Genomic DNA, 23,261 nt, shown 5'->3' on the forward strand with positions numbered 1-23,261 from the left:
CAAACCCCGCTTTGGAAGATGTGTCTATCACTTCCGGAGTGGGGTTTGTCCTTATTTATGGCCTTGTTGGCGTGGATGTCTGTTACAATTATGCTGGTGTGGCCGACATATCGTATTCGAATATTGCGCCGTTGGCAATATCGGAATGATTGAAGAATGGCCTGTCGAGAGTCTTGCCGTTTAGTTTGACTGATTTGATATACTTGTTGTCCTTGGAGTAATTGTTGACCTTTATCTCGATTTTCTTTCCTCCCGGCAGATTGACTACAGCGTGTGGGAACCATGGACGTCCTATTGAGTAAACCGGTACTCCTGGGCACACCTGATAGAAGCCGAGGGAGTTAAGTATATACCATGCTGACATCTGTCCGCAATCCTCATTGCCTGACAGACCGTCGGTGTCGGCCCGGTATTGCTCCTTAAGAACTTGATCGATAAGTTCCTGAGTGCGTTCCGGACGCCCGGCATAGTTGTACAGATGTATTATATGGTGGGATGGCTCGTTACCATGTGCGTACTGGCCAATCAGACCGGAAATATCAGCGGATACCAGTTCCCCCTCAAGTGTAGAGTCTGCATTAAACAGAGAGTCGAGTTTCTCTGCGAATTTGTCGGGGCCGCCCATAAGAGTCATCAGGCCGTCTACATCATGAGGTACAAACCATGTCCATTGCCATGCTGTACCTTCGCAGTAGTCGTCCTCGCGGTGGTTGGATGCGCGTGGATTGAATGGCTCGTGCCATTTGCCCTTCTCGTCTTTTCCGCGCATGAAGCGTGTTACGGGATCAAAGTACTGACGGTAGGCGTCGCCTTTGACTGCGTATGAGGCAGCGACGGCCGAGTCACCGGCCGCTTCGGCCAATTTTGATATACACCAGTCATTGTAAGCATATTCAAGCCCCTTGGCTACTGATTCAAATTCTTTGTTCCAGGGGATGAAGCCCAGTGTGTTTTTATATTCTTTCGATTTGGGCATAAGCGCGAGTTTTACTTTCTCCGGTGTTATGATACCGGTAGTGTCGTAAACTGATGAACGTACGCCTGCGCGACATGCTTTTTCGATATCAAAATCCGCAATGCCTTTCGATACGGCATCTGCCATAAGGGATACAGCGTGATATCCGGTCATTGTGGCTGTGTAATTTCCGGCAAGTTCCCACATCGGGAGGAGACCGCCTTCATCGTATTTAAGAAGAAGAGAATTTATAAACTCATTGTTGAGCTGAGGGTCTATGATTGTGAGAAGAGGATGGAGCGCCCGGTGGGTGTCCCATAGTGAGAAGATGGTATATACAGGCTTTGCCGTATCGCCTTGGTGTATCTTTCTGTCCATGCCAAGATAACGACCGTCGACATCCATGAAGAGTCCGGGTGCTATTGCGGCGTGGTACATTGCCGTGTAGAAGATTTCCTTATCGGTGTTGTCGGCGGTGATGTCGATGGTGGCAAGGTAGGAATTCCACTTGTCTTTTGCCGCATCGCGCACTGCGTCAAACTCCCAGCCGGGTATTTCCGCCATAAGATTCTTTTTGGCGCCATCCCAGTCAACAGCAGATACTCCTACTTTGACGTATACGATTTCGTCCTTTGAGGTATCCGGGAACTTTAGAAGGGCCTTGCAGCGTATCTGTTTTTCGCCCTTGCTGTTCAGTACAGTGTCGTTGACGGTTTCATGGGTGAAGGGTTTTGAAAATACCGCATACATGGAGAGTTGCTGGTTGAATGCCCAGTATTCCGACATCTTATATGCGCGGATTGCTGTGTCACCCTCAAACTCGATTTTCATGTCGAGGTTTGTCTGGTTCTGAATCGAGTAGTCGAGATCGACGATAAAACCGGCATCGTCGCTCTGGGGGAATGTAAAGCGATATAGCGCGGCTCGTTCGGTTGATGTAATCTCTGCTTTTACACCATATCGCTGTAGGTATGTGGAGTAATATCCCGGCCTGGCAATCTCGTCGGCATGTGAAAATTCAGAGGCAAACGGTCGATTCTGCAGGGTGTCAATCTGAGGATTGATTATCTGCTTTCCTACAGTAGGCATGATGAGGAAATCGCCATAGTCGGCACATCCTGTACCGCTCAGGTGGCTTTGGGTAAATCCGTTAATCAGTGAGTCGCTATAGTGGTAGCCGGAACAGGCATCCCATCCGTTGATTCTTGTATCAGGTCCCGGCTGTATCATGGCATGGGGAACAACCGGCCCCGGAAATGTATGGCCATGGCCTCCAGTCCCGATAAAGGGATCGACATATGCGGTATAATCGGAATCACCATGTGTTCCGGAGGTACCACATGCCGCCGTAAGCAAGCCGAGTGAGATGGTAGTGATAAATAGTCTATTCATGGAAATGTATATTGAGATATTTGCTATAATGTATCTTGTTTGAGTTGCTCGACGTATTGGTCGATTTCCTGCATTTTACCGGGGATATTGATAGCCTGTGGACAATGCTTTACGCATTCGCGGCAACCTATACAATGGTTTGCCTGACGCAGACGTGGGACAGCTCGGTCGTATCCAATCAGAAAAGCCCGCCGTAAGCGATTATATTCAGGGTCGGACGAAGATGTCGGTACTCTGCCTTCATTGACACATTTGTTGTAATGAGAGAAAATTGAAGGAATGTCGATGCCATAGGGGCATGGCATACAGTATTGGCATGATGTGCAGGGTACTGTCGGAAACTTTACGAGATAGTCGGCCGCTTGATTAAGCATGTCCAGCTCGTCGGTTGTGCATGACTCAAGCGGTGAGTATGTGAGCAGATTGTCTTGTAAATGTTCCATGTATGTCATGCCGCTCAATACTGTCAACACTCCTTCCGGCGTTCCGGCAAAACGGAATGCCCAGGAGGCGACACTGTCATCGGGACGGCGGCGTTTGAATTCAGCCATTACATGGTCGTTGACAGACGCAAGGCGCCCTCCGAGCAACGGTTCCATTATTACGGCAGGTATGCCTCTGCGATGAAGTTCGTTATAAAGATATTCGGCATCCGTGTTTCGCGTATTCAACTGTTTGGCATGTTTCCAATCGAGGTAGTTGAGCTGTATCTGTGCAAAATCCCATTTGACAATCTCGTCGTCGTGCATTTTAAGCAGGTGGTCGAACACCTCGATTTCACCGTGATATGAGAAGCCGAGATTTTTTATTTTTCCGGCCGAACGTTCTCCGATAAGGAAGTCAAGTATTCCGTTATTTATGTATCTGTTTTCCCAGGCTTCCATACCACCTTGGCCAATGGCATGGAGCAGCATGTAGTCGATGTAGTCGGTACGGAGTTCTTTCAGGGAATTTCTATACATCTTAATCGATTCTTCGCGCGGCCATGTTTTTGGCGCGAAATTCGACATCTTTGTGGCTATGAAATAACTGTCGCGCGGGTAGCGGCTGAGAGCAATTCCAAGGGAGTGTTCGCTATTCCCTTTGCAGTATACAGGCGATGTGTCATAATAGTTTATGCCATGCTTCATGGCATGGTCGACAAGCCTGTCTACTTGTTCCTGGTCAATAATTTTTTCTCCTGATGCATCGGTAATCTCAGGCAGACGCATGAAGCCATATCCGAGTATGCTTACAGAGTCACCGGTCGATGGATTAATGCGCATAGTCATCGGGCCGTTGGCGGCTCTGAATGATGTGGATGACTCTGCGTTATCGTTTAGCCCAATGCGGTCTGAGACATTTCTGTGACAGGATAACAATGCGGTAGATGCGGCTCCCATGCCAAGTGTCCTCAGAAATGTGCGGCGTGATATATTGTTGTCGGTCCCTTTATTCATCGATGTGTTTTGAAAATAACAGGTAACGGTTAGATATTACGATGTACCTCATGGCCTTCTACATAAATGGCACTGAACGGGCGTACCGGGCAGAGATTCTCGCAAGCGCCGCATCCGACACAGCGCTCGGTATCTATGGCAGGAATCTTTACTCCATTGGGTGCGTCCGCATCAACAGGTATCATGGCTATCGCTCCTGTAGGGCAATGTCTTGCACAATTGCCGCAATGCACTCCTTCAGTCGCTGCGATACACCGCTCAGACAGCCATACCGCATGACCTGTCTGTATGGCTGTGCGTTCTTCCTTTTGTATTGGAATAATTGCTCCTGCCGGACATACATTGCTGCATACATTGCATTCGGGGCGACAGTAGCCGTGCTCATAACTTATTTCCGGCTGCATGAAATGAGTCATGTCGGTCGATGGGCGAAGAACTCCATTGGGACAGTTGGTAATACAGAGCTGGCATGCCGTGCATCGAGTAGTGAAGTTCTTGTGGCTTATTGAGCCGGGAGGAGTTATCCTTACACGACGGCTGGGCTTCAGTTTGTCGGCGGCAATTGGCGCAAGTCCGCCGTCAACACTTTTTTCCTGAGCTTTAATGGCAACAGTTCCTGCGAGAATCAGTCCGGCGGTAAGAAAGTCGCGGCGCTTGCTGTCAGGTTCTGATGTCGCTGCATATTCATGCGTTGGATGCAATGTGCGCGGGGCATAAACAATAGCTTTTTTACTACATGAATCAAGGCAGTTCATGCATGCCACGCAGCGGGTATAGTCAATCTCTCCTTTTTTCGCATCAATGCACGATGCCTTGCATTTGCGGCTACATGCACCACAGCCTATGCATTTTGAATGGTCAATCATCGGGCGCATCCATGAAAAACGTGACAGATACCCAAGGATGGTTCCCACCGGGCATATGGTATTGCAATATGTGCGTCCTCCATACCATGCAAGAGTTCCTACGGTCAGCAGGGTGATTGATGCAACAATCACTACAGGAATAGCCACTGTATAGTCGACGTGGTAGAACATGTAGCTGTCAGCCGGTTCATTGGCGGCGATGATATTGTTTGCCGCTACATATAAAGGTTTGAAAATCGACGACATAATTCGTCCAAACTCGCTGTATGGCTCTATGAATGCCGCAATTGAAGCCATCCCGAGTATGATAAGACTCAGGAATATCACGAGCATCGCAATTCGTAACCATGTAAGCGGAGTAGAATATGAGTATCGTCTTCGAGGTCTTATAATCTGGCGTATGCAGGCTATTCCGTCCTGCATTATTCCCAACGGACATAACACCGAGCAATATATGCGTCCGAAAAGCAGAGTTGCAGCCACTAGACCTATGATTACTATTATGTTAAGCGATAGTATAGCCGGAACAAACTGCCATTTTGCAAGAAATCCCCAATATGTTGCCGCTATTCCGGTGACATCAAGGAATAGTAATGCCATGGCTGTAAAAACAACTACAGCCAGAAGTATTCTTATAGTCTTGAGATATTTAGCCAGCATGCAAGATTAAGTGTGATAATGTAAATCCGATGTGATGAGGTGGTCCTGTCTGTTATGGCAAGAGAGGATTGCTATTTAATCCGGTAGGAGTAGCCTAATGTGACCATTATAGATGTGCCTCGTGATGCAGAGAAAGTGTCCTTGCGCTCGTCGGGGAATATGTTGCCTATGCCGAAGTAGTAACGACCTTCGAGATGTATGCGGTGGCGACGTTTTATGATGAATTCAATACCGGCACCGGCCGAGATGCCGTAATCGAATTTTTTTGTAGGCTCCATCCATAGTTGGTCGGTTTCTCTATTTGGCGGGAAGTCGGGTATATTTGATATGTTATGGACATCGAAATTCGATGAATAGCTTGTGCCAATCATATATCCGAATTCCGGGCCAAGATTAAAGAATCCATTTACATGGCGCCCTCCGAAAAAGATATTGGTAAGAAGTGGAATCTGAATATAATTGAGTTTGCGCTCGAAAGAGAAGGGATATTCCTCGAAATCTTCTTTCCAACCGCGTTGTTCGTAATTTATTTCTACAATAAGACCGAAATTCCGCTCTTCCCAATAACGCAGTTGCAATCCTACCATCTGGCCCATGACCATAGATTCCTTTACGCTTGGAGTAAAGGACATTTTAGACATGGTCACCCCGGCATGCCCTCCAATAGAGAATTTCGAGTTGTAATGAGCCTGTGCCGATGCTGAACCAGATGACAATGCTATCATTGAAGTTGCAAGCATTGTCATATAGCGCAATCGGTGTATTCTGCTGATAAGTCCTGCCATTATAGACTGATTTTCTCTGTTATGCCGGAAGGCCTGAAGTTGACAAGATATAGCGCTTTGTTTACGGCCCCTGCATTACTGCCGTCGGAGGCAAACCGGAAATCACTTTGAATACCGCTGTATGGCATAGTGCCGGGGAAAGGCTCTGAGTTGTTTAACGAACGGATAAGATACATGCCGGCATCAAATCCGAGAATGCCTTGTACCGGAATCGCATTCATCATGGGGGTTCCGTACCAGCGTGAATATTCTGCGGTCAAATCTTTTGTGCGCAGAGAACTTTCGTCGTTGTAGAACCGTGAATATATGGTCGTGTTCATGAAGCGCATGTTCTCAAGGGCATCGCCACGGAATGTTATCCACTCGGGGTAGCCGAACAAACGTGCGGCATTGTAGTCATTAAGACTCTCTTTGTATGCTTTCAAAGTGCTGATGATGCGCGAGAATTCAGTCTGGGTGCCGGATGGTGGTATGAAAATGTATTTTTCATTGGCAGTGAGTTTCTCCAGATCAGCCTGGCGCAGCATGCCGGAGTAGGTTACCTCAACTATTTTTCGGCCATCGGCCATTGCTTTCGAACGTAGGCGACTTTGAAATTCGGCTTTATCGGTTTTTCCGCCTTCCTGGGGTACAAGCATTGCCAGTGTATAGTCGGGATATTCTTTCAGGATTCCGGCCACAGCGGTATCATACATATCGGAGTGGGGGATATTGGCCTGCATCATGGCTGCGTTGTTATGGTAAAGTGTGCTCTTCACTGCAAAGGCATTGAACACTTTTGTACCGTTTTCTGAGGCGAATGATGCGATGCGTCCTAATTGCAGGTCGTCATCGGGCGCGATAATCACGGTTGACTTGGCAACTTCCGGGTGAGAGAGTATCGAATTTACCGTATCAATACTTGCGGCAGTATCATACGCCGATATTATGAGCGGATTGCCGTGATTGCGCAGTGAATCGGCCGCAAGCAGGAGCCCACGGTAGAATTCCGTGTAAAGCTGGGCCTGCTTGTCGGGCTGTTGTGCCGACAGCATGAACGGTAGCATGACTGTCATGCGCAGTGTGTCAGGCTGTGATTCGATATCGGGCATAGTGGCTTCCGAGGGGGTTAGTAATGTCGGATCCTCTACCTGGGGTGCCGACATGTTGTTTCCATAGGAATTTTTTGATTCAATGGTGTCGCCTGATGCTATGTTTTCAACATAAACAGTGGTGGTACTTGCTGTAGTGAAGACAGGTGACTCGTAAGTCGAGGCTGTCGTTGTTGTGTTTTTGGGCTCGGTGGCATCGGCTGTAACGGAATATTCCGATTTCGGCGTTGAATATACAGAGGTAGAGGCCGGGGTTGACAGGCTTTTCGGAGTATATTCATATGTAGGCTGTGGCTCTTTAGTCGGGATGGTAAGAACGGTACCATATTTTAGACCGACAGTCTCCAGCCGAGGATTGGCGGCAATCAGATCGGCTTCCGAGATGTCATACTGTCGGCTGATGCCATATATGGTCTCTCCTTTTTTTACAAGATGGCATGAGACGGTTGTGTTTGCAGGTGATGTGACATTGTTTTCCGGAGTCGATTGCTTCGACTGATGTTTAGGAGTTGACGGGAGAGCATCTACCTCATCTTTTGGGAAATAAAGTGTCTGACCTGCACGGAGTCCGTCGGCTACCGATGGGTTGTAATGTATAATCTGAGCCTTGGTGAATCCGAAACGTCGAGCGAGGCTATATACAGTCTCTTTGGGCTGTACCTCATAGTAATAGCATACATTTCCATTGACCATGCGTGTGGGCAGGTCGAGTGCGGTTGCATTAAATGTAGCGCCAAGTACGGCGGCGGTAAGAACAATCCTGTTGCGGAAGTTGTGGTAGTTCATTCTGCAAATGGTTGGGTATGTGAATGGTAGGAGAGCCAATATTATTATGGCAAAGTTAAGCATTTTTTATCTCATATCATTGCCGCCCCTTATAAATAATGTGAATTATCCATGATCGGAACTGTATGCAGAGCAGATAACAAGATAATAGCCACAAAGCGCATACTTCGGGGCTATTATCTTGTAGGCGAGATGTAATCATTACCTGATGTGGGGTGTCAATGACCGAACGATTGTTGAATTTCATGTCAGTGAAAATATTTTTTCATGCAATGAATGAAATGAAAAAATTGTGATATAAAATTATTGTAACGATTGCAAAGATAATTAAATTTGCATTATTTTGAAATAATTTCCATTGTTCTTGTTAATTATGTTGCACAATGATTTTATGTAGTTGTTTTGTGGCTTTCCATCGGGATAATATGAGTTGCAATGTAGTCGTTAAAGGATTAGAATTTAGTACTCCAAATAATTTCCATATAATATGATAGAAAGAAAATATATACTGCGTATGGCTGTAATAGCTATGATAGGGTGGTCTATTGTTTTTGGTGGTGATAATGAGCTACTGGCAAAGAAGCCGTTGCAGAAACGTGGTGAATATGAGTTTACATTTGATATGCCTAAATATGTCGAGGATTTAAAGAAGGAACTTACTTATCCTATGGCATGGGGAAACTCTGATGAAAAAGATTTTGAAAGTTGGCGCATGATGGCTCGGGAGAAGGTCTTGGAATGCATGATGACGCCACCTAAAAGAGCTTCGGCAGAAGTGGAAATTGTCGCTACGGAGCGTAGGGAGGGATATGAGGCCCGCAAAATACGTTTTAATGTCAATGCATATTCACGCATTACAGCATATCTCCTTGTCCCTGACGGAGATGGGCCTCATCCGGCTGTGAATTTGCTTCATGACCATGGCGGACATCTGTTTATCGGCAAGGAGAAAATGATCAGGCCTTTTGGTGAAGATTCGGTAGTTGTGGCCGATGCCGACGAGTGGGCCGACCGGCTTTATGGTGGGCAGTACTTCGGTGATTTTCTCGCCCGCAATGGTTATGTGGTATTCTCGGCCGACGCTCCTATGTGGGGTGACCGTGGGCGCGAAGAGGGCGTTGATCGGTCGAAGTATGATATTATTGCAGGGAATATGATGATGCTCGGACGCAGCCTGAGTGCGTTTATGACCTACGACGACATAGCATGTACGGATTTGCTTGCGACGTTTCCTGAGGTCGATTCGGAGCGTATAGGTTGTGCAGGATGTTCGATGGGAGGCTATCGCAGCTGGATGCTTTCAGCATTGAGCGACCGCATAAAAGCCGGTGCGTCGGTGAGCTGGATGGTGACTACTGATGTGCAGATGTCGGTCAAGGATCGAAAGCGAGAGTATGGCGGATTTGCCAACTGTATCCCCGGGTTAAGGCAGTATCTTGATTATCCTCATATTGCTTCGATAGCGTGTCCGCGGGCCATGCTTTTTATCAATGGACGTCAGGACCATCTATTCCCGATTGACGGTGTCGAGGATGCTTATTCCGAGATGCACAAAGTGTGGGACAGCCAGAATGCAGGACACCGCCTTACCACTGAACTATGGGATATCCCTCATTCGTGCGGTAAGGCGGTGCAGAGTCGTCTGTTGGAGTTCTTTAACTCTAATCTGTAAGGGGCGACAATCTCTTAGAAACTGTTTGAATTTATATGATACCGATTTTGAGAAGGATTGTCAGATGGATTTTTGCTTGTGATGAGGGTGTGTAGCCGTAGCTACATGACCGGAGAATAAGCGAAAAGATTCCGACAAGTCTCTCAAAAGCAAAGTAATATGAGATTTAAACAGCTTCTTAATCCTCAAGATAGAATACAATGGTGGATACTACACGTACTTTTTTGAGGTAGGGAGTATAGGGGTCGCGGTCAGATATGTCAAACTGCCCTTGTGAGGCTGTCTTGATTTTGCCGAGCCGGCTCTTTGAGTCTGCCGCGAATTTATCGGCAGCTTCTCTGGCATTGGCTGTAGCCTCTGCTATCATACCGGGTTTGATGTCGTTAAGAGCTGTATATTCATAGATTGTACGGTATTCATAGTCACCGGCTGTTATGGCAATGCCCTGCTTAAGCAGTTCGGTCTGACGTGAAATGAGTTTGTTGACTTTTTCAACGTTGGGAGATGTAACAACAACTACAGATGTTACATTGTAGCGGAACGGCCGGTCGTTGGAACCGTATCGTTCGGCCTGGAGGTCCAGAATCTGGGGCGGTTGTACAAGTATTTCGTCGGCTGAGATGCCGTTGTCAGTCAGAAATTTGCTGATTTTGGCTGTGTTTGAAGTAATCTTATCGTATATTGAAGTAAGATCGTTGCCCACCTCTTTGCACACTATAGGCCATGTGACCTTGTTGGCCATAACTTCTTTTTCGGCAAGGCCACGTACGGCTACCACTCGGTCGCGATAGGCGAAATTGTCGATGCCACTTTTGATAAACACTCCGAGGAAAAGGATGCCGGCTGCAATCAATAGTGCGGGCAGAATTCGTGTCAGAATTTTCATTTGTTTAGAATGTTTTAGTTGTGAATATATCGTTTTGTTTACTTTATTTAATATGACAAATGGGCTGTGCTAAAGTTTATATTGAGTTTTATAACAAAAGTTAATTTCAGGTTCGCATATTTGTTATGAAAAAAACTCTTATACCGTCAGCATCAAAAAGTTTTTTGCTATAAAATCAGTCTTATCTTAAACTAAGATTATACTGACGGTGTTTCATCTGTAAAATTAAGAAATTCTTTAAAGATGAAAAAATTATTTTTGCTGCTGGTAATGGCTATGGGGTTGATTGTGACTTCATGCGGTTCGGATGTAAAGCAGATTCTTGAAAAGCCGGCGCAGGAAGTTGGCACAGAAGATGTAAGCAAGCTAATCGCTTGTATTGAGGAAATAAATGTGCCTGCTCAGGAACATATAAAAGCCCAGGCCTGGTCATCTCTTGTCGATTTTGTCGAGAGCAATCAGGAGAAGTTCGATTTGGCGGCTGAATGCTATGCCAAGCTGAATACACTTGGCCCGGAGCAACTGGTCGATACTTCAGCCCATGAGGCCATGCAGCAGTTTGCGACTCTCGTATCTGTGCTTGCCGCTCATCAGATGCTTTCGGCGTCGGCTTTTTGATTGCAAATAGGTCGGTGTCTTTTGAAATGTATGCAGTGATGCTTATCTTTGTGGGTGAAAATCAAAAAGCATACATTTATCATTAAACGAGCTCTGAATCATGGAATTTATCAAGACGCCCATCGATGGAGTGGTCATAATAGAACCGCGGATATTTAAAGATGCCCGTGGATATTTCTTCGAAAGTTTCTCCCGCCGCGAATTTGAAAATGCTGTAGGTCCGGTTGATTTCGTTCAGGACAATGAGTCCATGTCTATGCGCGGAGTGATGCGAGGGCTTCATTTCCAGCGGCCACCGTTTACTCAGGCAAAACTTGTGAGATGTGTGGTAGGCTCTGTGCTTGATGTCGCTGTAGATCTACGGAAAGGGTCTGCGACCTACGGAAAGCATGTGGCAGTGGAACTTACCGCAGACAATCACCGTCAGCTCTTTGTCCCGCGCGGCTTTGCACATGGCTTTGCCGTGTTGTCGGATGTAGCGATATTTCAATACAAGTGTGACAATTATTATGCCCCTCAGGCCGATGGCGGGATTTCAATTGCAGACGATTCGCTGGGCATAAACTGGCGGATAGACCCTTCGCAGGCCATTTTGTCTGAAAAAGATATGCATCATCCGTTGCTATGCGATTTTGACTCCCCATTCTGATTGGCTAAAGGATATATAAAAGATACTGATGCAAATGGAAAAAACATCTGCATCAGTATCTTTTTTCGATGTATAACATTATCCAAGCATACCGCGCATGGAGTCTTCGAATACAGATAGCGCGGCTTTGGCGCCTTCGCCCATGGCGACAACAATCTGTTTGTATGGCACGGTTGTAACATCTCCTGCGGCATAGACGCCATTGACAGAAGTCCTGCACCGCTCATCCACGATGATTTCGCCGGATCTGGTAATTGCAATACTGTCTTTAAACAGAGAGCTGTTTGGCACGAGCCCGATCTGAACGAATACTCCCGACACCGGATATACTGTCTCTGCACCGGATACTCTGTCTTTGACTTTTATTCCGGATACGTTCTTTCCATCACCGATTATTTCGGTCACTTGTGATGATACATGGATATCAATATTGTTCATATCGGCAGACTTGCTCTGGAGTACTCCGTCGGCTTTCAATGTGTCAAGAAACTCGAATACATCTACATGCGGACACATCGCGGCAAGATCTATGGCGGCTTCTATGCCGGAGTTGCCACCTCCGATAACAGCCACACGCTTGCCTGCATAGAATGGACCGTCGCAGTGGGTACAGAATGCCACCCCGTGTCCGATATGTTCCGATTCGCCGGGGATTGACAATTTTCTCCATCCTGCTCCTGTGGCGATAATCAAGGCTTTCCCTTTGAAAGTCTCATTTCCGCAAACAAGAGTCTTCTCGCTCCCGGTCACGTCAGCCGAGTCGACATTGCGGTCTTCAAATATATCAATGGCGTATTGCGAGAGATGAGTCTTGAGGTCGGCGGCAAGCTGTGGGCCGGTTGTCTTCGGAACTGAGATGAGGTTCTCGATATCCATGGTCTCGCGTACCTGTCCGCCAACGCTTTTGGCGATTACTGCGGTATTGAATCCTTTCCTTGCACAATAGACTGCCGCCGCAGCGCCGGCCGGACCTCCTCCAAGTATGATTACATCATATTCACGTGTAACAGGTTGCAATGCGGTGTTGTCGGAGAAACCGTATACAGATTCGAGCTTTTCAAGCAGGTCTCCAAGCGAAGAGCGTCCTACGCTGAATGGCTTGCCGTCGGCGTATACACTTGGTACTGACTGGATGTTAAGTGGCTGTACGAGTTCCGGTACTACAGCTCCGTCTATTACTGTATTCTGAACGCTTGGATTCAGTATGGCAATGATATTCAATGCTTGGGCTACATCCGGACAGTTGGTGCACGTGAGGGAGACAAATGTCTGTAAGTCAATCGGGCCTTTCAGAACTTTAATACGGGAGGCAAGTGTCTCATCCGGGAGGTTTTTGCCCTGACCGTCGGAATTCAGTATCGCAAGCAACAGTGTGGTGAATTCGTGGCCATTCGGAATTCCACAGAACTTCACGCCTGTCGGTTGTCCGTTTTTTACAATCTCAAATGTTGGCGCTTCGGCTTTGTCGTTTGACTCAACAACGGAGAGATGCGGGGATGTAGAGGCTACATCGTCAAGAAATGATTTCATCTCTGATGACTGAGCCGCATTGTCTGATTGCTGTAGTAGGAAAACGATATCTGATTTCAGATTTCCAAATATCGATTTCAGTTGTTCGATAATATCTTTGTCAAGCATAATATCAATTATTAAGAGCTTGTTTAATAATAAATGTTGCCGCCAGGGTCGTATAGCTTGAGTCGATTTTCGACATGTGTCGAAGGATTGTACTTTATGTACATGACTGAGAAACAGGGCGAAAAGCGGCCAAGATATACGAGACAAAAGATAACTTAATAACCTATACAATCTCTTGCCTGCTTGTAAGATAAATGCAAAAATATATCAACGATATGAAACAAATTACCTCCCTTCGGTCATTCGCCGGCATCTTTCCGCCCGTTCTTCGGTCGTTATGGAACCCCATAACTCCCTCATCACAAGCGAAAACCTGCTCGCCGACTGACCGCCCTGACGGTAACATTTATTATTAAACAAGCTCTAAAAATCCCGGCTAAATTTTATTAACCGGGATTGCTTAGGGTTATTTTTAGATTTTGCCTACCAGGTCGATATTCGGTTTAAGTGTCGCCTGTCCCTGTTTCCATTTGGCCGGGCATACCTCGCCATCGTGTGTGGCAACAAACTGTGCGGCCTCCACACGTCTGAGCAGTTCTTCTGCGTTACGCCCGATGCTGTTGTCCTGTATTTCTACGAGTTTAATCATGCCTTCGGGGTTGCTTACAAATGTGCCTCGATATGCCATCCCGTCCTCCTCAATCATCACTCCGAACGCGCGGCTAAGAATGCCGGTGGGGTCGGCAAGCATAGGATATTGGATTTTTTTAATACTGTCGGAGGCGTCATGCCATGCTTTATGTACGAAATGAGAGTCGGTACTTACAGAGTAGACTTCTACGCCCAATTCTTTAAACTTGTCGTATTTCTCGGCCATATCCTCCAGCTCGGTAGGGCATACAAATGTAAAGTCGGCCGGATAGAAGAAGAATACTGCCCATTTGCCGAGCACATCCTTGTCTGTGATAGTTTTGAACTCTCCGTTGTGATATGCCTGAACTTTGAATTCAGGGATATGAGTGTTGATAATTGATTCCATAAAATGTCAGGTTGTTAATGTAATTATTAATTTGATTCGCTTGATAAACGTGCGTTTTGCCCGGCATGTTCATGTCTTATGGAATGATTAAGATTAATTAAAGGCGGGTTTAACAGATGTCAAATAAGATATATTGCGGTCTGACTGTAATGGAACTGTATGCCAAATGTATAAGGGTATATTATATGGATGGTTGAAAAAAATTTGGTTAAATTATGGGGATGATTACAGACGTCGCCCTTCCCGAATTATTCGGGAAGGGCGACCGGTACATTAATTATGATGTTGATTCAATCTATTGTGCGGTTGAATCAACGGATAGCAAGCACTTCGATTTCAACAAGTACATTTTTAGGCAGTGTTTTTACCGCGACTGCTGAGCGGGCCGGATAGGGAGCTGTAAAGGCTTCGGCATATACTTCATTCATAGCGGCGAAGTCGCCCATGTCGGCAAGAAACACGGTAGTCTTGACGACATCGGATAGAGTCAGGCCGGCAGCCTCAAGGATGGCAGAGACGTTGGCGAGCGACTGTCGTGTCTGTGCGGTAATCCCTTCGGGAATTTCTCCTGTGGCCGGATTGATGGGAATCTGTCCGGACGCGAATATCATGTTGCCTTTCTCGATAGCCTGGCTGTAGGGGCCGATGGCTCCCGGTGCTGATGTTGTAGAGATGACTTTTTTCATATTGTTGAATTTTAGCGCATGTTAAAAGAAGTTTGAAGAACTCTTTTAACATGCATCAGTTTTAAAACATGCTCTTAATGGTGTTGATGAGCGGGTGTCATCCGCATTTTGATGTGCCGCATGATGTGCATATGAGGCATCCCTCCTGATATATGAGTGTCTCGTTTCCGCAGTTGGGGCATTTCTGTCCGCTGGCTTTTGTGCCGTTGGGAAGATATTTTTTGAGCGCACGCTCCACACCCATTTTCCAGGTGTTGATCGACTGGCTGTCAAGTTCGAGTCCGCCGACAAGTTTAAGCACCTGGTCGATAGGCATGCCGTAGCGCAGTACTCCGGAGATGAGCTTGGCGTAGTTCCAATACTCCGGGTTGAACTTGTCGCTCAATCCTTCGATTGTTGTCTTATATCCGCGTTTATTAATAAACCGGAAGTCATAGCGTTTGTTGCCGTGGTCGTCTACAGCCTTTATTATTTTGCCTTTCGTCACGCTTTTAGGGCAGAATATTCCGTCTTCGTCATCGGCAAGACCGGTAAATATCTCGTAAGGACGTCCGTCGACAAGACCAACGAATGCAATCCATTTCTCTTTGTTATTCTGGAACCGGATTACATCGGCATCAAGTTCTACCGGGCGTTTGGCTACATGAGGAGCGTTGGTGACCATCGGCGATACTTCCGGAGCAGCGGTCTTTTTTGAGATAGACACGAGCACGCCTGAACGTGACCCGTCGCGGTATACTGTGCATCCTTTGCACCCTGCACGCCATGCCTCGACGTATAGCTTGCCTACCAGCTCCTCGGTGACGTCGGCGGGCAGATTGATGGTTACAGAAATGGAATGGTCTACCCATTTCTGCACACGGCCTTGCATGCGCACCTTCTCAAGCCAGTCTACATCATTGGCTGTGGCGCGGAAATATGGCGACTTTTCAACCAGCGCGTCGAGTTCCTCCTGTGTATAGTTGTCGCGGCGCTCAATGCCATTGGTCTCCATCCACTCTATAAATTTAGGATGGTACACAATGTATTCTTCAAATGCATCACCTACATCGTCGATGTAGTCAACATGTACCTCCGGATCGTTGGGATTCACTTTGCGTCGGCGCTTGTATACAGGCAGGAATACCGGCTCTATTCCTGATGTGGTGCGTGTCATCAGTGATGTTGTGCCGGTGGGGGCGATGGTCAGGCAGGCGATATTGCGCCGGCCGTACTTCTTCATCTCGTTATAAAGTTCGGGATCAGCCTCTGCCAGACGCTGTATGTATGGATTGCATGCTTCACGGCTTGTATCGTATACCTCGAATGCTCCTCGCTCTTTGGCAAGTTCGACTGACGAACGATATGCGGCAAGTGCCAGTGTGCGGTGTACCTTTTCTGAAAAATCAGTGGCTTCTGTGGTGCCGTAACGCAGTCCGAGGGCCGCGAGCATGTCACCTTCAGCGGTAGTGCCTACGCCTGTACGGCGGCCTTTGAGTGTCTTGGAGCGTATTTTCTCCCAAAGATGGCGTTCAGTGCCCTTTACCTCTTCATTTTCGGGGTCGGAGTTTATTTTTGCAAGAATCTTGTCGATTTTCTCTGTCTCAAGGTCGATAATGTCATCCATTACCCTTTGGGCCTTGGCTACGTGACTGCGGAATAAATCGAAGTCAAATTCAGCCTTTGGAGTAAACGGATTTTTGACATAGCTGTAGAGATTTATGGCAAGAAGACGGCAACTGTCATAGGGGCATAACGGAATTTCGCCACATGGATTCGTGGATATGGTTCGAAATCCGAGGTCGGCATAACAGTCGGGTACGGACTCGCGGGTAATCGTATCCCAGAATAATACTCCGGGCTCTGCTGACTGCCAGGCATTGTGGACAATTTTGTGCCATAGAGCCGATGCGTCGATATCTTTTGTCACATCCGGGTGCTCTGAGGTGACAGGGAATTGCTGGGTATAAGCGGTGCCTTCAGTGGCCGCACGCATGAAGTCGTCGTCGATGCGTACACTGACGTTGGCGCCGGTGACTTTACCTTCGGTCATCTTTGCGTCGATGAAAGCCTCACTGTCGGGATGCTTTATGCTTACCGACATCATCAGCGCTCCGCGACGACCGTCCTGTGCGACTTCTCTGGTTGAGTTGGAGTATCGTTCCATGAATGGTACAAGGCCGGTCGATGTCAATGCGGAGTTCTTGACAGGGGTTCCTTTAGGGCGGAGGTGGCTTAAATCGTGGCCGACCCCTCCGCGGCGTTTCATGAGCTGTACCTGTTCTTCATCGATTCTAAGGATTCCGCCGTAGCTGTCCGATTCGCCATCGAGTCCGATTACAAAGCAGTTGCTGAGCGATGCTACCTGATATTCATTGCCAATACCGGTCATCGGGCTTCCTTGGGGCACGAGATAACGGAACTGGTCAAGAAGTCCGAACAGCTCTTCGTGGCTCATCGGATTAGGGTAGTGGCTTTCGATGCGTGCGAGTTCTTTAGCGATGCGATGATGCATGTCGGCCGGAGTTTTCTCGTAGATGTTGCCGAATGAATCTTTTAGAGCATACTTTGTTACCCAAACGCGTGCTGCAAGCTCGTCACCGTTGAAGTATTTCAACGTAGCGTCTTGAGCTTCGTCAAATGAATATGTCTTTTTTTCGTCCACAATTAAGGTATATTAGTTGGATGTTTTTTGATTTGTCGGGTTTGTACAGCTTGCGGATACATGGTGTGTGTATCCATACGAAAAAAGGAAGCCGTTGGTTTGTGACAAGCGACTTCTTTTTGTGTTTTTGAGGTAGTACCGATTAATGAAAAAGGTCATCTAAGAATTACCGTGCAAAATTCAGCATTATTTGCGTCTTGTCCAAAAAGTTTCATGGAAAAAATGCGTGGTGTTGATAAGTTTTCCAAAATAAAAATATAATATGCTGTATTATAAATGATTATCTATTTACTCAGTGCGGCGATGTTGCTGATTTTGGTAATTCGTGTTGATAAAATCGCTTGTCGACATCTCTAATCAACGAATGTTGACAAGCGATGATGCATTGGCCAATACACATGTACTCATTATCGTGTGAAAGGAATATGCGTCTTAAAAAAAGTTGTGGCTGTTATTTCCGATTCTCAGAAGATATCGCTATATTCGCATAAACTTTTACAATAATGGACTTGACCGCAATTGACACATATTTCGCAACGCGTGCAACAGTGCGTGCATATACAGATAAAGAGATTGACCGGAATCTTTTGATAAATCTAATCGAACTTGCATCCCATGCTCCTACTACCGGAAACATGCAGCTTTATTCTGTAATTGTATCGAGTACTCGGCAGGAGCGTGAGGCTATTTCTCCTGCACACTTCAATCAGCCGCAAGTGACATCGGGAGCCGGAGTGGTGCTGACATTCTGTGTGGACATAAATCGTTTCTGCAAATGGTGCAGTATTAATGATGCTGAAGCCGGATTTGATAATATGCAGGCTCTTATGTATGGTGTGCTTGACTGTTCGATGTTTGCCCAGCAGTTTAACACTCTCGCAGAAATGCATGGCCTGGGATGTTGTTATCTTGGCACAACACTGTTTAATGCACCTTTGATTTCTGAAGTCCTTTGCCTTCCCGATCGGGTGATACCTCTTATTACTCTTACGGTGGGATATCCTGCTGCATCTACGGTGATTTCCGATCGTCTGCCGGTAAAGGGTATTATACATGATGGACTTTATCATGATTATTCCGGTGACGATATCCGCGAGTTATATGCGGAGAAAGAAGCATTGCCTGAAAATATAGGCTTTGTACGTGAGAATGGCAAGAACACACTCGCGCAGGTGTATGCCGAAGTCAGATATCCGCGTGGTATGAATGAAGAATTCTCCGCCGTGCTCAATAATTATCTTGATAAGGTTCTTTTTAAGGCTGACCCGATAAAGCGGGATGAGTAATGATGGAACAGGAATTCTCGTCAGTTTTGCTTGAGAATGCAGTATCCCAATTGTCACGGTTGCCAGGTGTCGGACGTAAGACAGCTTTGCGTCTTGCGTTGCACCTTCTTCGGCAGGATGAACAGACCGGAGTCGAACTGGGCCAATCTATAATTGACCTGAGACGTGGGATATCTTATTGCACATGCTGCCATAATATATCGGAGCAGCCATTATGTCCGATCTGTTCGGATGTTACACGCGATACTTCAGTCATTTGTGTGGTTGAGAGCGTTAAGGATGTGATGAGCTTCGAACGTACCGGACAGTATCGCGGGTTGTACCATGTGCTTGGTGGCTTGATTTCGCCGATGGATGGTGTCGGGCCTGACGCTTTGCAGATACGTTCGCTCGTCGAACGTGTGAAAGGTGGGTGTATTTCCGAGGTAATCCTGGCCTTGAGTGCTACGATGGAAGGGGAGACCACCAACTTTTACATATTCCGGCAACTCGGTTCTATTCCGGTAAAAATCACGCAACTGGCGCGAGGCGTATCTGTAGGCAATGAGATTGAATATACCGATGAGGTCACTCTTGGTCGTTCGCTTGTGAACAGAACCTTGTTTGCTGATTCGTTTGCGAAAAGATAAGAAATAAATTCTAACAGTCACTAAACTTAAAGAACTATGGCACAATTGCTGAATGACGGTGTAGTTGCGCTTCGCGCTATCGAGCCTACCGATTTGGATGTACTTACCTCATGGGAAAATGACACATCCCTGTGGGAACTTGGGTGTACGCTGGCGCCATATTCACGCAAGCGTCTGTGGGACTATATTGAGAATTATCAGCCGGACATATACATAGCCCGTCAACTTCGGCTTGTAGCGATGGATCTTGCAAGTGGCACTCCTGTCGGCACTCTTGATTTCTATGATTTTGATCCACATAACCGTAGGGCCGGGGTAGGTGTGCTGATAGATCGTGAGTGGCAAGGGAAAGGGTATGGCAGAAGGATGCTTGAACTTGGGATAGACTATGCCGGACGATTTATCGGGATGCATCAGCTTTGGGCGATTATCCCGATTGATAATTTGCGCAGCCAGTCGTTGTTCAAGGATGCTGGATTCGACATCTGCGGTCGCTTGCGTTCATGGCTTCGTCGCGACCGCAGTTATGTAGATGCGTATGCTTTTCAGCGTTTGTTTGAGTCATGAGGTTTCCTTTTGCTCTAATCGCTACAATAGCTGTGACTTTGGGCATGTCCGGTCGTACAGTCGCAATGGCCCTGGATATCGGGCGACAGAGAGAGAATTGGCCGACGGAATGGGCTATCCCGCACATATCAGCAGCGCATGTGCGCACCGAACCGCGCCATGGCGCGGAAATGTCGACACAGGCTCTGATGGGGTGGCCTATTGCCGTGCTGGAACGGTTGCCTGATGGCTGGAGCTATGTTGAACTTCCTGACGGCTATCGGGGATATGTTATTGACAATTCTCTTACTTTTGTGCCGTCGGACAGTATTGCGTACTGGAATGAGGCTCCACGCGTCATAGCTACTAATGTGTTGCCGTATATGGCATATGATTCTACTGGAGTAGCTGTCTCCGATATAGTGCAGGGTGATATACTTATAGGAGTATCATGTGACAGTATTAATACCGACGTTATGCTCCCTGACGGGCGGCGTGCAATTATTCCATCGTCAATTTGCGTTGCCGTTGACAGATGGGAACGTAATGTGGCGTTTGCCGAACGTGTGCTTGATACCGCTCGGTCGCTTATTGGTATCCCGTATTTATGGGGAGGGGTCACGGCCAAGGGGATGGATTGTTCAGGGCTTACACGTCTGGCGTATCTGTCGGAGGGTATCATGCTTCCCCGCGATGCTTCCCAACAGGCTCTTGCCGGCATAGAGATACAGCCTGAAGATGTGGCCGACGGTGATCTTCTTTTCTTTGCATCTGAGAAAACCGGTCGAATCAATCATGTGGCTTTATATGCAGGCAACGATATGATGATTGAGTCGGCTGGCCGGGTCAGGCTGTCGGCAGTCCAATGGGCAAAGGTTGTGTCGATTCGGCGTGTAATCATTTGAGCCGATTCGGATATGAGAGCTCTTAAATGACGAAAGCCGCGACATCATGTCGCGGCTTTCGTCATTTAAGATATTCTGCTTATTTCTTAGGAATCGGTGGAGGAGTGGGGGCGGTGTCTGATTCCGGAGAATGGCGGCAGGACTGCTGTGTGTCGGATGTGTCTTCCTGCTTATGCTCCGCAGGTGTGTCGTTGTCAGATTTGCTATCGGCATCTTTGTCGTCTTGTTTCTGCTCAATCTGCCGTGCGGCAAAAATCTCGTCCGTGCGCGACACCCATGGGCGTTTCCCGAAAATTTGTTCGACATCTTCAGTGAAGATTACCTCACGCTGGATAAGAGTCCGGGCGAGTCTGTGATGTCCATCCGAGTGCTTGCGAAGAATCTCTTTTGCACGCTCATACTGCTCGTTGATGATACGCGATACTTCGGCGTCGATATCTTTGGCGCGTTCCTCGCTGTATGGTTTGGAGAACCCATACTCTTGTCCTGTGGAGTCGTAGTAACACAGGTTGGGCAATCTGTCGCTCATGCCATAGTAGGCCACCATTGCGTAAGCAAGTTTGGTGACGCGTTCAAGGTCGTTTGCGGCACCGGTGGATATGTGCCCTATGAAGAGCTCTTCTGCGGCACGTCCGCCCAGCGTAGAGCACATCTCGTCGAGAAGAGCCTCGGCCGGGGTAATCTGGCGCTCTTCGGGCATGTACCATGCTGCTCCGAGTGCTTTGCCTCTCGGCACGATTGTCACTTTGATAAGCGGTGACGCATATCGCAGATGCCATGAAATGGTTGCATGTCCGGCTTCATGTATTGCTATAGACTGCTTCTCCTCGTCGGTCGTAATCTTGGAGCGTTTCTCCAAGCCTCCGATTATGCGGTCGACAGCATCGTTGAAATCTTGTTTTGTGACGGATTTCTTATTATGTCGGGCTGCAATAAGGGCAGCTTCGTTGCATACATTTGCAATGTCGGCGCCGGAGAATCCGGGAGTCTGGCGGGCGAGAGTCTCGACATCAAGGGAGTCGTCGGTGCGAATGTTGCGAAGGTGGACGTTGAATATTGCCACGCGGTCATTCAAGTCGGGAAGGTCAACATATATCTGTCGGTCAAAGCGGCCGGCGCGCATCAGAGCCTTGTCAAGAATATCGGCGCGGTTGGTGGCGGCGAGGATTATGACTCCGGAGTTGGAGCCGAATCCATCCATCTCAGTAAGCAACTGGTTGAGTGTGTTCTCACGCTCATCGTTGGCGCCCATGTTCGGATTACGTCCGCGAGCCCGTCCTACGGCATCAATCTCATCGATAAATACTATGCAAGGAGCCTTTTCTTTGGCCTGTCGGAAAAGATCGCGTACGCGCGATGCTCCTACTCCGACAAACATTTCTACGAAATCGCTTCCCGACATTGAGAAAAACGGTACATTGGCCTCGCCGGCTACAGCTTTGGCGAGAAGAGTCTTTCCGGTTCCGGGAGGGCCTACAAGAAGCGCTCCCTTTGGAATTTTACCTCCAAGGTCGGTGTAGCGCTGTGGATTCTTCAGAAACTCGACAATCTCCTCAATTTCGGTCTTTGCCTCAGACAGGCCTGCGACATCCTTGAATGTCACCTGTATAGGGCCATCCTTGTCAAATATTTTGGCTTTGGATTTGCCTACGGAGAATACACCGCCACCGGCGCCGCCATCTTTTCCTGACATGCGCTTGAGCATGAACAGCCAGAAAACTATTAGCAGTACCATCGGACCAATCGTCCAGATCATTCCGGAGAAGTCGGTGGCTTTCTCAAACTTCACGTCTCCGGTAAATGTTCCGTTATTTTTCCACTCGTCGATTTTGTCCTGCAACTTGTCGGCGCTTGGTATGTCGGTGAGGATTTTGGCTTCCTGACCTGTGCCTTGGGTGAACTGGCTCGGATGGAAAATTTTCGATGCCAGCGAGTCGGTCAGATATGCCTCGGCTTGATTTTTGTTAGTAAATACGACAATACGTTCTACACCACCTTCTGTAACGTATTTTTCGAAGTTGGAGTAGCTTACCTCTTTCGTTATCGAATTGTCGTCAAAATAGTACAGGGCTGCCAAGAACAGTATGATTACGGCATACATCCAGTACATACTGAACTTAATTGTCCGGTTCTTAGGTTTCTTGTCCAT

At 47.4% G+C, this 23,261-nt stretch carries 18 protein-coding genes; 7 read left to right on the forward strand and 11 right to left on the reverse strand.

The window, feature by feature from the left end; genetic code table 11:
- Nucleotides 1–88: 88 nt before the first annotated feature.
- From ADH68_RS11065 to ADH68_RS11085, 5 genes are all read right to left on the reverse strand, one after another.
- On the reverse strand, nt 89–2,347 hold the full coding sequence (locus ADH68_RS11065) for a GH92 family glycosyl hydrolase (RefSeq protein WP_068960760.1): 2,259 nt from the start codon (nt 2,345–2,347) through the stop codon (nt 89–91).
- Between the two features lie 23 nt (nt 2,348–2,370).
- Nucleotides 2,371–3,786, reverse strand: a complete 1,416-nt coding sequence (locus ADH68_RS11070) for an aldo/keto reductase (protein ID WP_068960759.1) — start codon at nt 3,784–3,786, stop codon at nt 2,371–2,373.
- 29 nt (nt 3,787–3,815) lie between these two features.
- Nucleotides 3,816–5,252: a 4Fe-4S binding protein gene (locus tag ADH68_RS11075; RefSeq protein WP_235606675.1), complete on the reverse strand. Its 1,437-nt coding sequence runs from the start codon at nt 5,250–5,252 to the stop codon at nt 3,816–3,818.
- 131 nt (nt 5,253–5,383) lie between these two features.
- Nucleotides 5,384–6,058, reverse strand: coding sequence for a porin family protein (locus ADH68_RS11080; protein ID WP_068962048.1), 675 nt, complete (start codon nt 6,056–6,058; stop codon nt 5,384–5,386).
- 38 nt (nt 6,059–6,096) lie between these two features.
- A complete protein-coding gene (locus ADH68_RS11085) occupies nt 6,097–7,974 on the reverse strand; it encodes a LysM peptidoglycan-binding domain-containing protein (RefSeq protein ID WP_068960757.1) in 1,878 nt (625 codons plus the stop codon).
- A gap of 487 nt (nt 7,975–8,461) precedes the next feature.
- Here ADH68_RS11085 and ADH68_RS11090 point away from each other — a divergent pair, with 487 nt between their 5' ends.
- Nucleotides 8,462–9,646, forward strand: coding sequence for a dienelactone hydrolase family protein (locus tag ADH68_RS11090; RefSeq protein ID WP_232321508.1), 1,185 nt, complete (start codon nt 8,462–8,464; stop codon nt 9,644–9,646).
- A 178-nt stretch (nt 9,647–9,824) separates the two neighbouring features.
- Here the strand turns inward: ADH68_RS11090 and ADH68_RS11095 are convergent, their stop codons facing one another.
- Entirely contained in the window at nt 9,825–10,532 is a 708-nt protein-coding gene (locus ADH68_RS11095) for an SIMPL domain-containing protein (RefSeq protein WP_394364975.1), read from the reverse strand.
- Between the two features lie 243 nt (nt 10,533–10,775).
- Between ADH68_RS11095 and ADH68_RS11100 the strand changes: the two genes are divergently transcribed.
- On the forward strand, nt 10,776–11,150 hold the full coding sequence (locus ADH68_RS11100) for a hypothetical protein (protein ID WP_107033563.1): 375 nt from the start codon (nt 10,776–10,778) through the stop codon (nt 11,148–11,150).
- 100 nt (nt 11,151–11,250) lie between these two features.
- Entirely contained in the window at nt 11,251–11,799 is a 549-nt protein-coding gene (rfbC, locus tag ADH68_RS11105) for a dTDP-4-dehydrorhamnose 3,5-epimerase (RefSeq protein WP_068960755.1), read from the forward strand.
- Nucleotides 11,800–11,877: 78 nt separating this feature from the next.
- Here the strand turns inward: rfbC and ahpF are convergent, their stop codons facing one another.
- The 4 genes from ahpF to ADH68_RS11125 all read right to left on the reverse strand — a co-directional run bounded on the left by ahpF (nt 11,878) and on the right by ADH68_RS11125 (nt 17,746).
- Nucleotides 11,878–13,437, reverse strand: coding sequence for an alkyl hydroperoxide reductase subunit F (gene ahpF / locus ADH68_RS11110; protein ID WP_068960754.1), 1,560 nt, complete (start codon nt 13,435–13,437; stop codon nt 11,878–11,880).
- Between the two features lie 412 nt (nt 13,438–13,849).
- Nucleotides 13,850–14,416, reverse strand: a complete 567-nt coding sequence (gene ahpC / locus ADH68_RS11115; protein ID WP_068960753.1) for an alkyl hydroperoxide reductase subunit C — start codon at nt 14,414–14,416, stop codon at nt 13,850–13,852.
- Between the two features lie 311 nt (nt 14,417–14,727).
- Nucleotides 14,728–15,102, reverse strand: coding sequence for a RidA family protein (locus ADH68_RS11120; protein WP_068960752.1), 375 nt, complete (start codon nt 15,100–15,102; stop codon nt 14,728–14,730).
- A gap of 97 nt (nt 15,103–15,199) precedes the next feature.
- Nucleotides 15,200–17,746, reverse strand: a complete 2,547-nt coding sequence (locus ADH68_RS11125) for an adenosylcobalamin-dependent ribonucleoside-diphosphate reductase (protein WP_068960751.1) — start codon at nt 17,744–17,746, stop codon at nt 15,200–15,202.
- 503 nt (nt 17,747–18,249) lie between these two features.
- Here ADH68_RS11125 and ADH68_RS11130 point away from each other — a divergent pair.
- The 4 genes from ADH68_RS11130 to ADH68_RS11145 are packed head-to-tail and all read left to right on the forward strand — an operon-like array spanning nt 18,250 to nt 21,112.
- Nucleotides 18,250–19,032 carry a nitroreductase family protein gene (locus ADH68_RS11130; protein WP_068960750.1) on the forward strand — a complete coding sequence of 261 codons (783 nt, stop codon included), beginning with the start codon at nt 18,250–18,252 and terminating at the stop codon, nt 19,030–19,032.
- A 2-nt stretch (nt 19,033–19,034) separates the two neighbouring features.
- Nucleotides 19,035–19,661, forward strand: a complete 627-nt coding sequence (recR, locus tag ADH68_RS11135; RefSeq protein ID WP_068962045.1) for a recombination mediator RecR — start codon at nt 19,035–19,037, stop codon at nt 19,659–19,661.
- Nucleotides 19,662–19,697: 36 nt separating this feature from the next.
- Nucleotides 19,698–20,228, forward strand: coding sequence for a GNAT family N-acetyltransferase (locus ADH68_RS11140; RefSeq protein ID WP_068960749.1), 531 nt, complete (start codon nt 19,698–19,700; stop codon nt 20,226–20,228).
- Nucleotides 20,225–21,112 carry a C40 family peptidase gene (locus ADH68_RS11145; protein WP_084274019.1) on the forward strand — a complete coding sequence of 296 codons (888 nt, stop codon included), beginning with the start codon at nt 20,225–20,227 and terminating at the stop codon, nt 21,110–21,112. The genes ADH68_RS11140 and ADH68_RS11145 overlap by 4 nt, the downstream gene beginning before the upstream one ends.
- A 79-nt stretch (nt 21,113–21,191) precedes the next feature.
- Here ADH68_RS11145 and ftsH read toward each other — a convergent pair whose 3' ends face one another.
- Nucleotides 21,192–23,261, reverse strand: coding sequence for an ATP-dependent zinc metalloprotease FtsH (gene ftsH, locus ADH68_RS11150; protein ID WP_068960747.1), 2,070 nt, complete (start codon nt 23,259–23,261; stop codon nt 21,192–21,194).

The organism is Muribaculum intestinale (genome assembly GCF_002201515.1).
GTDB classification, from domain to species: Bacteria; Bacteroidota; Bacteroidia; order Bacteroidales; family Muribaculaceae; genus Muribaculum; species Muribaculum intestinale.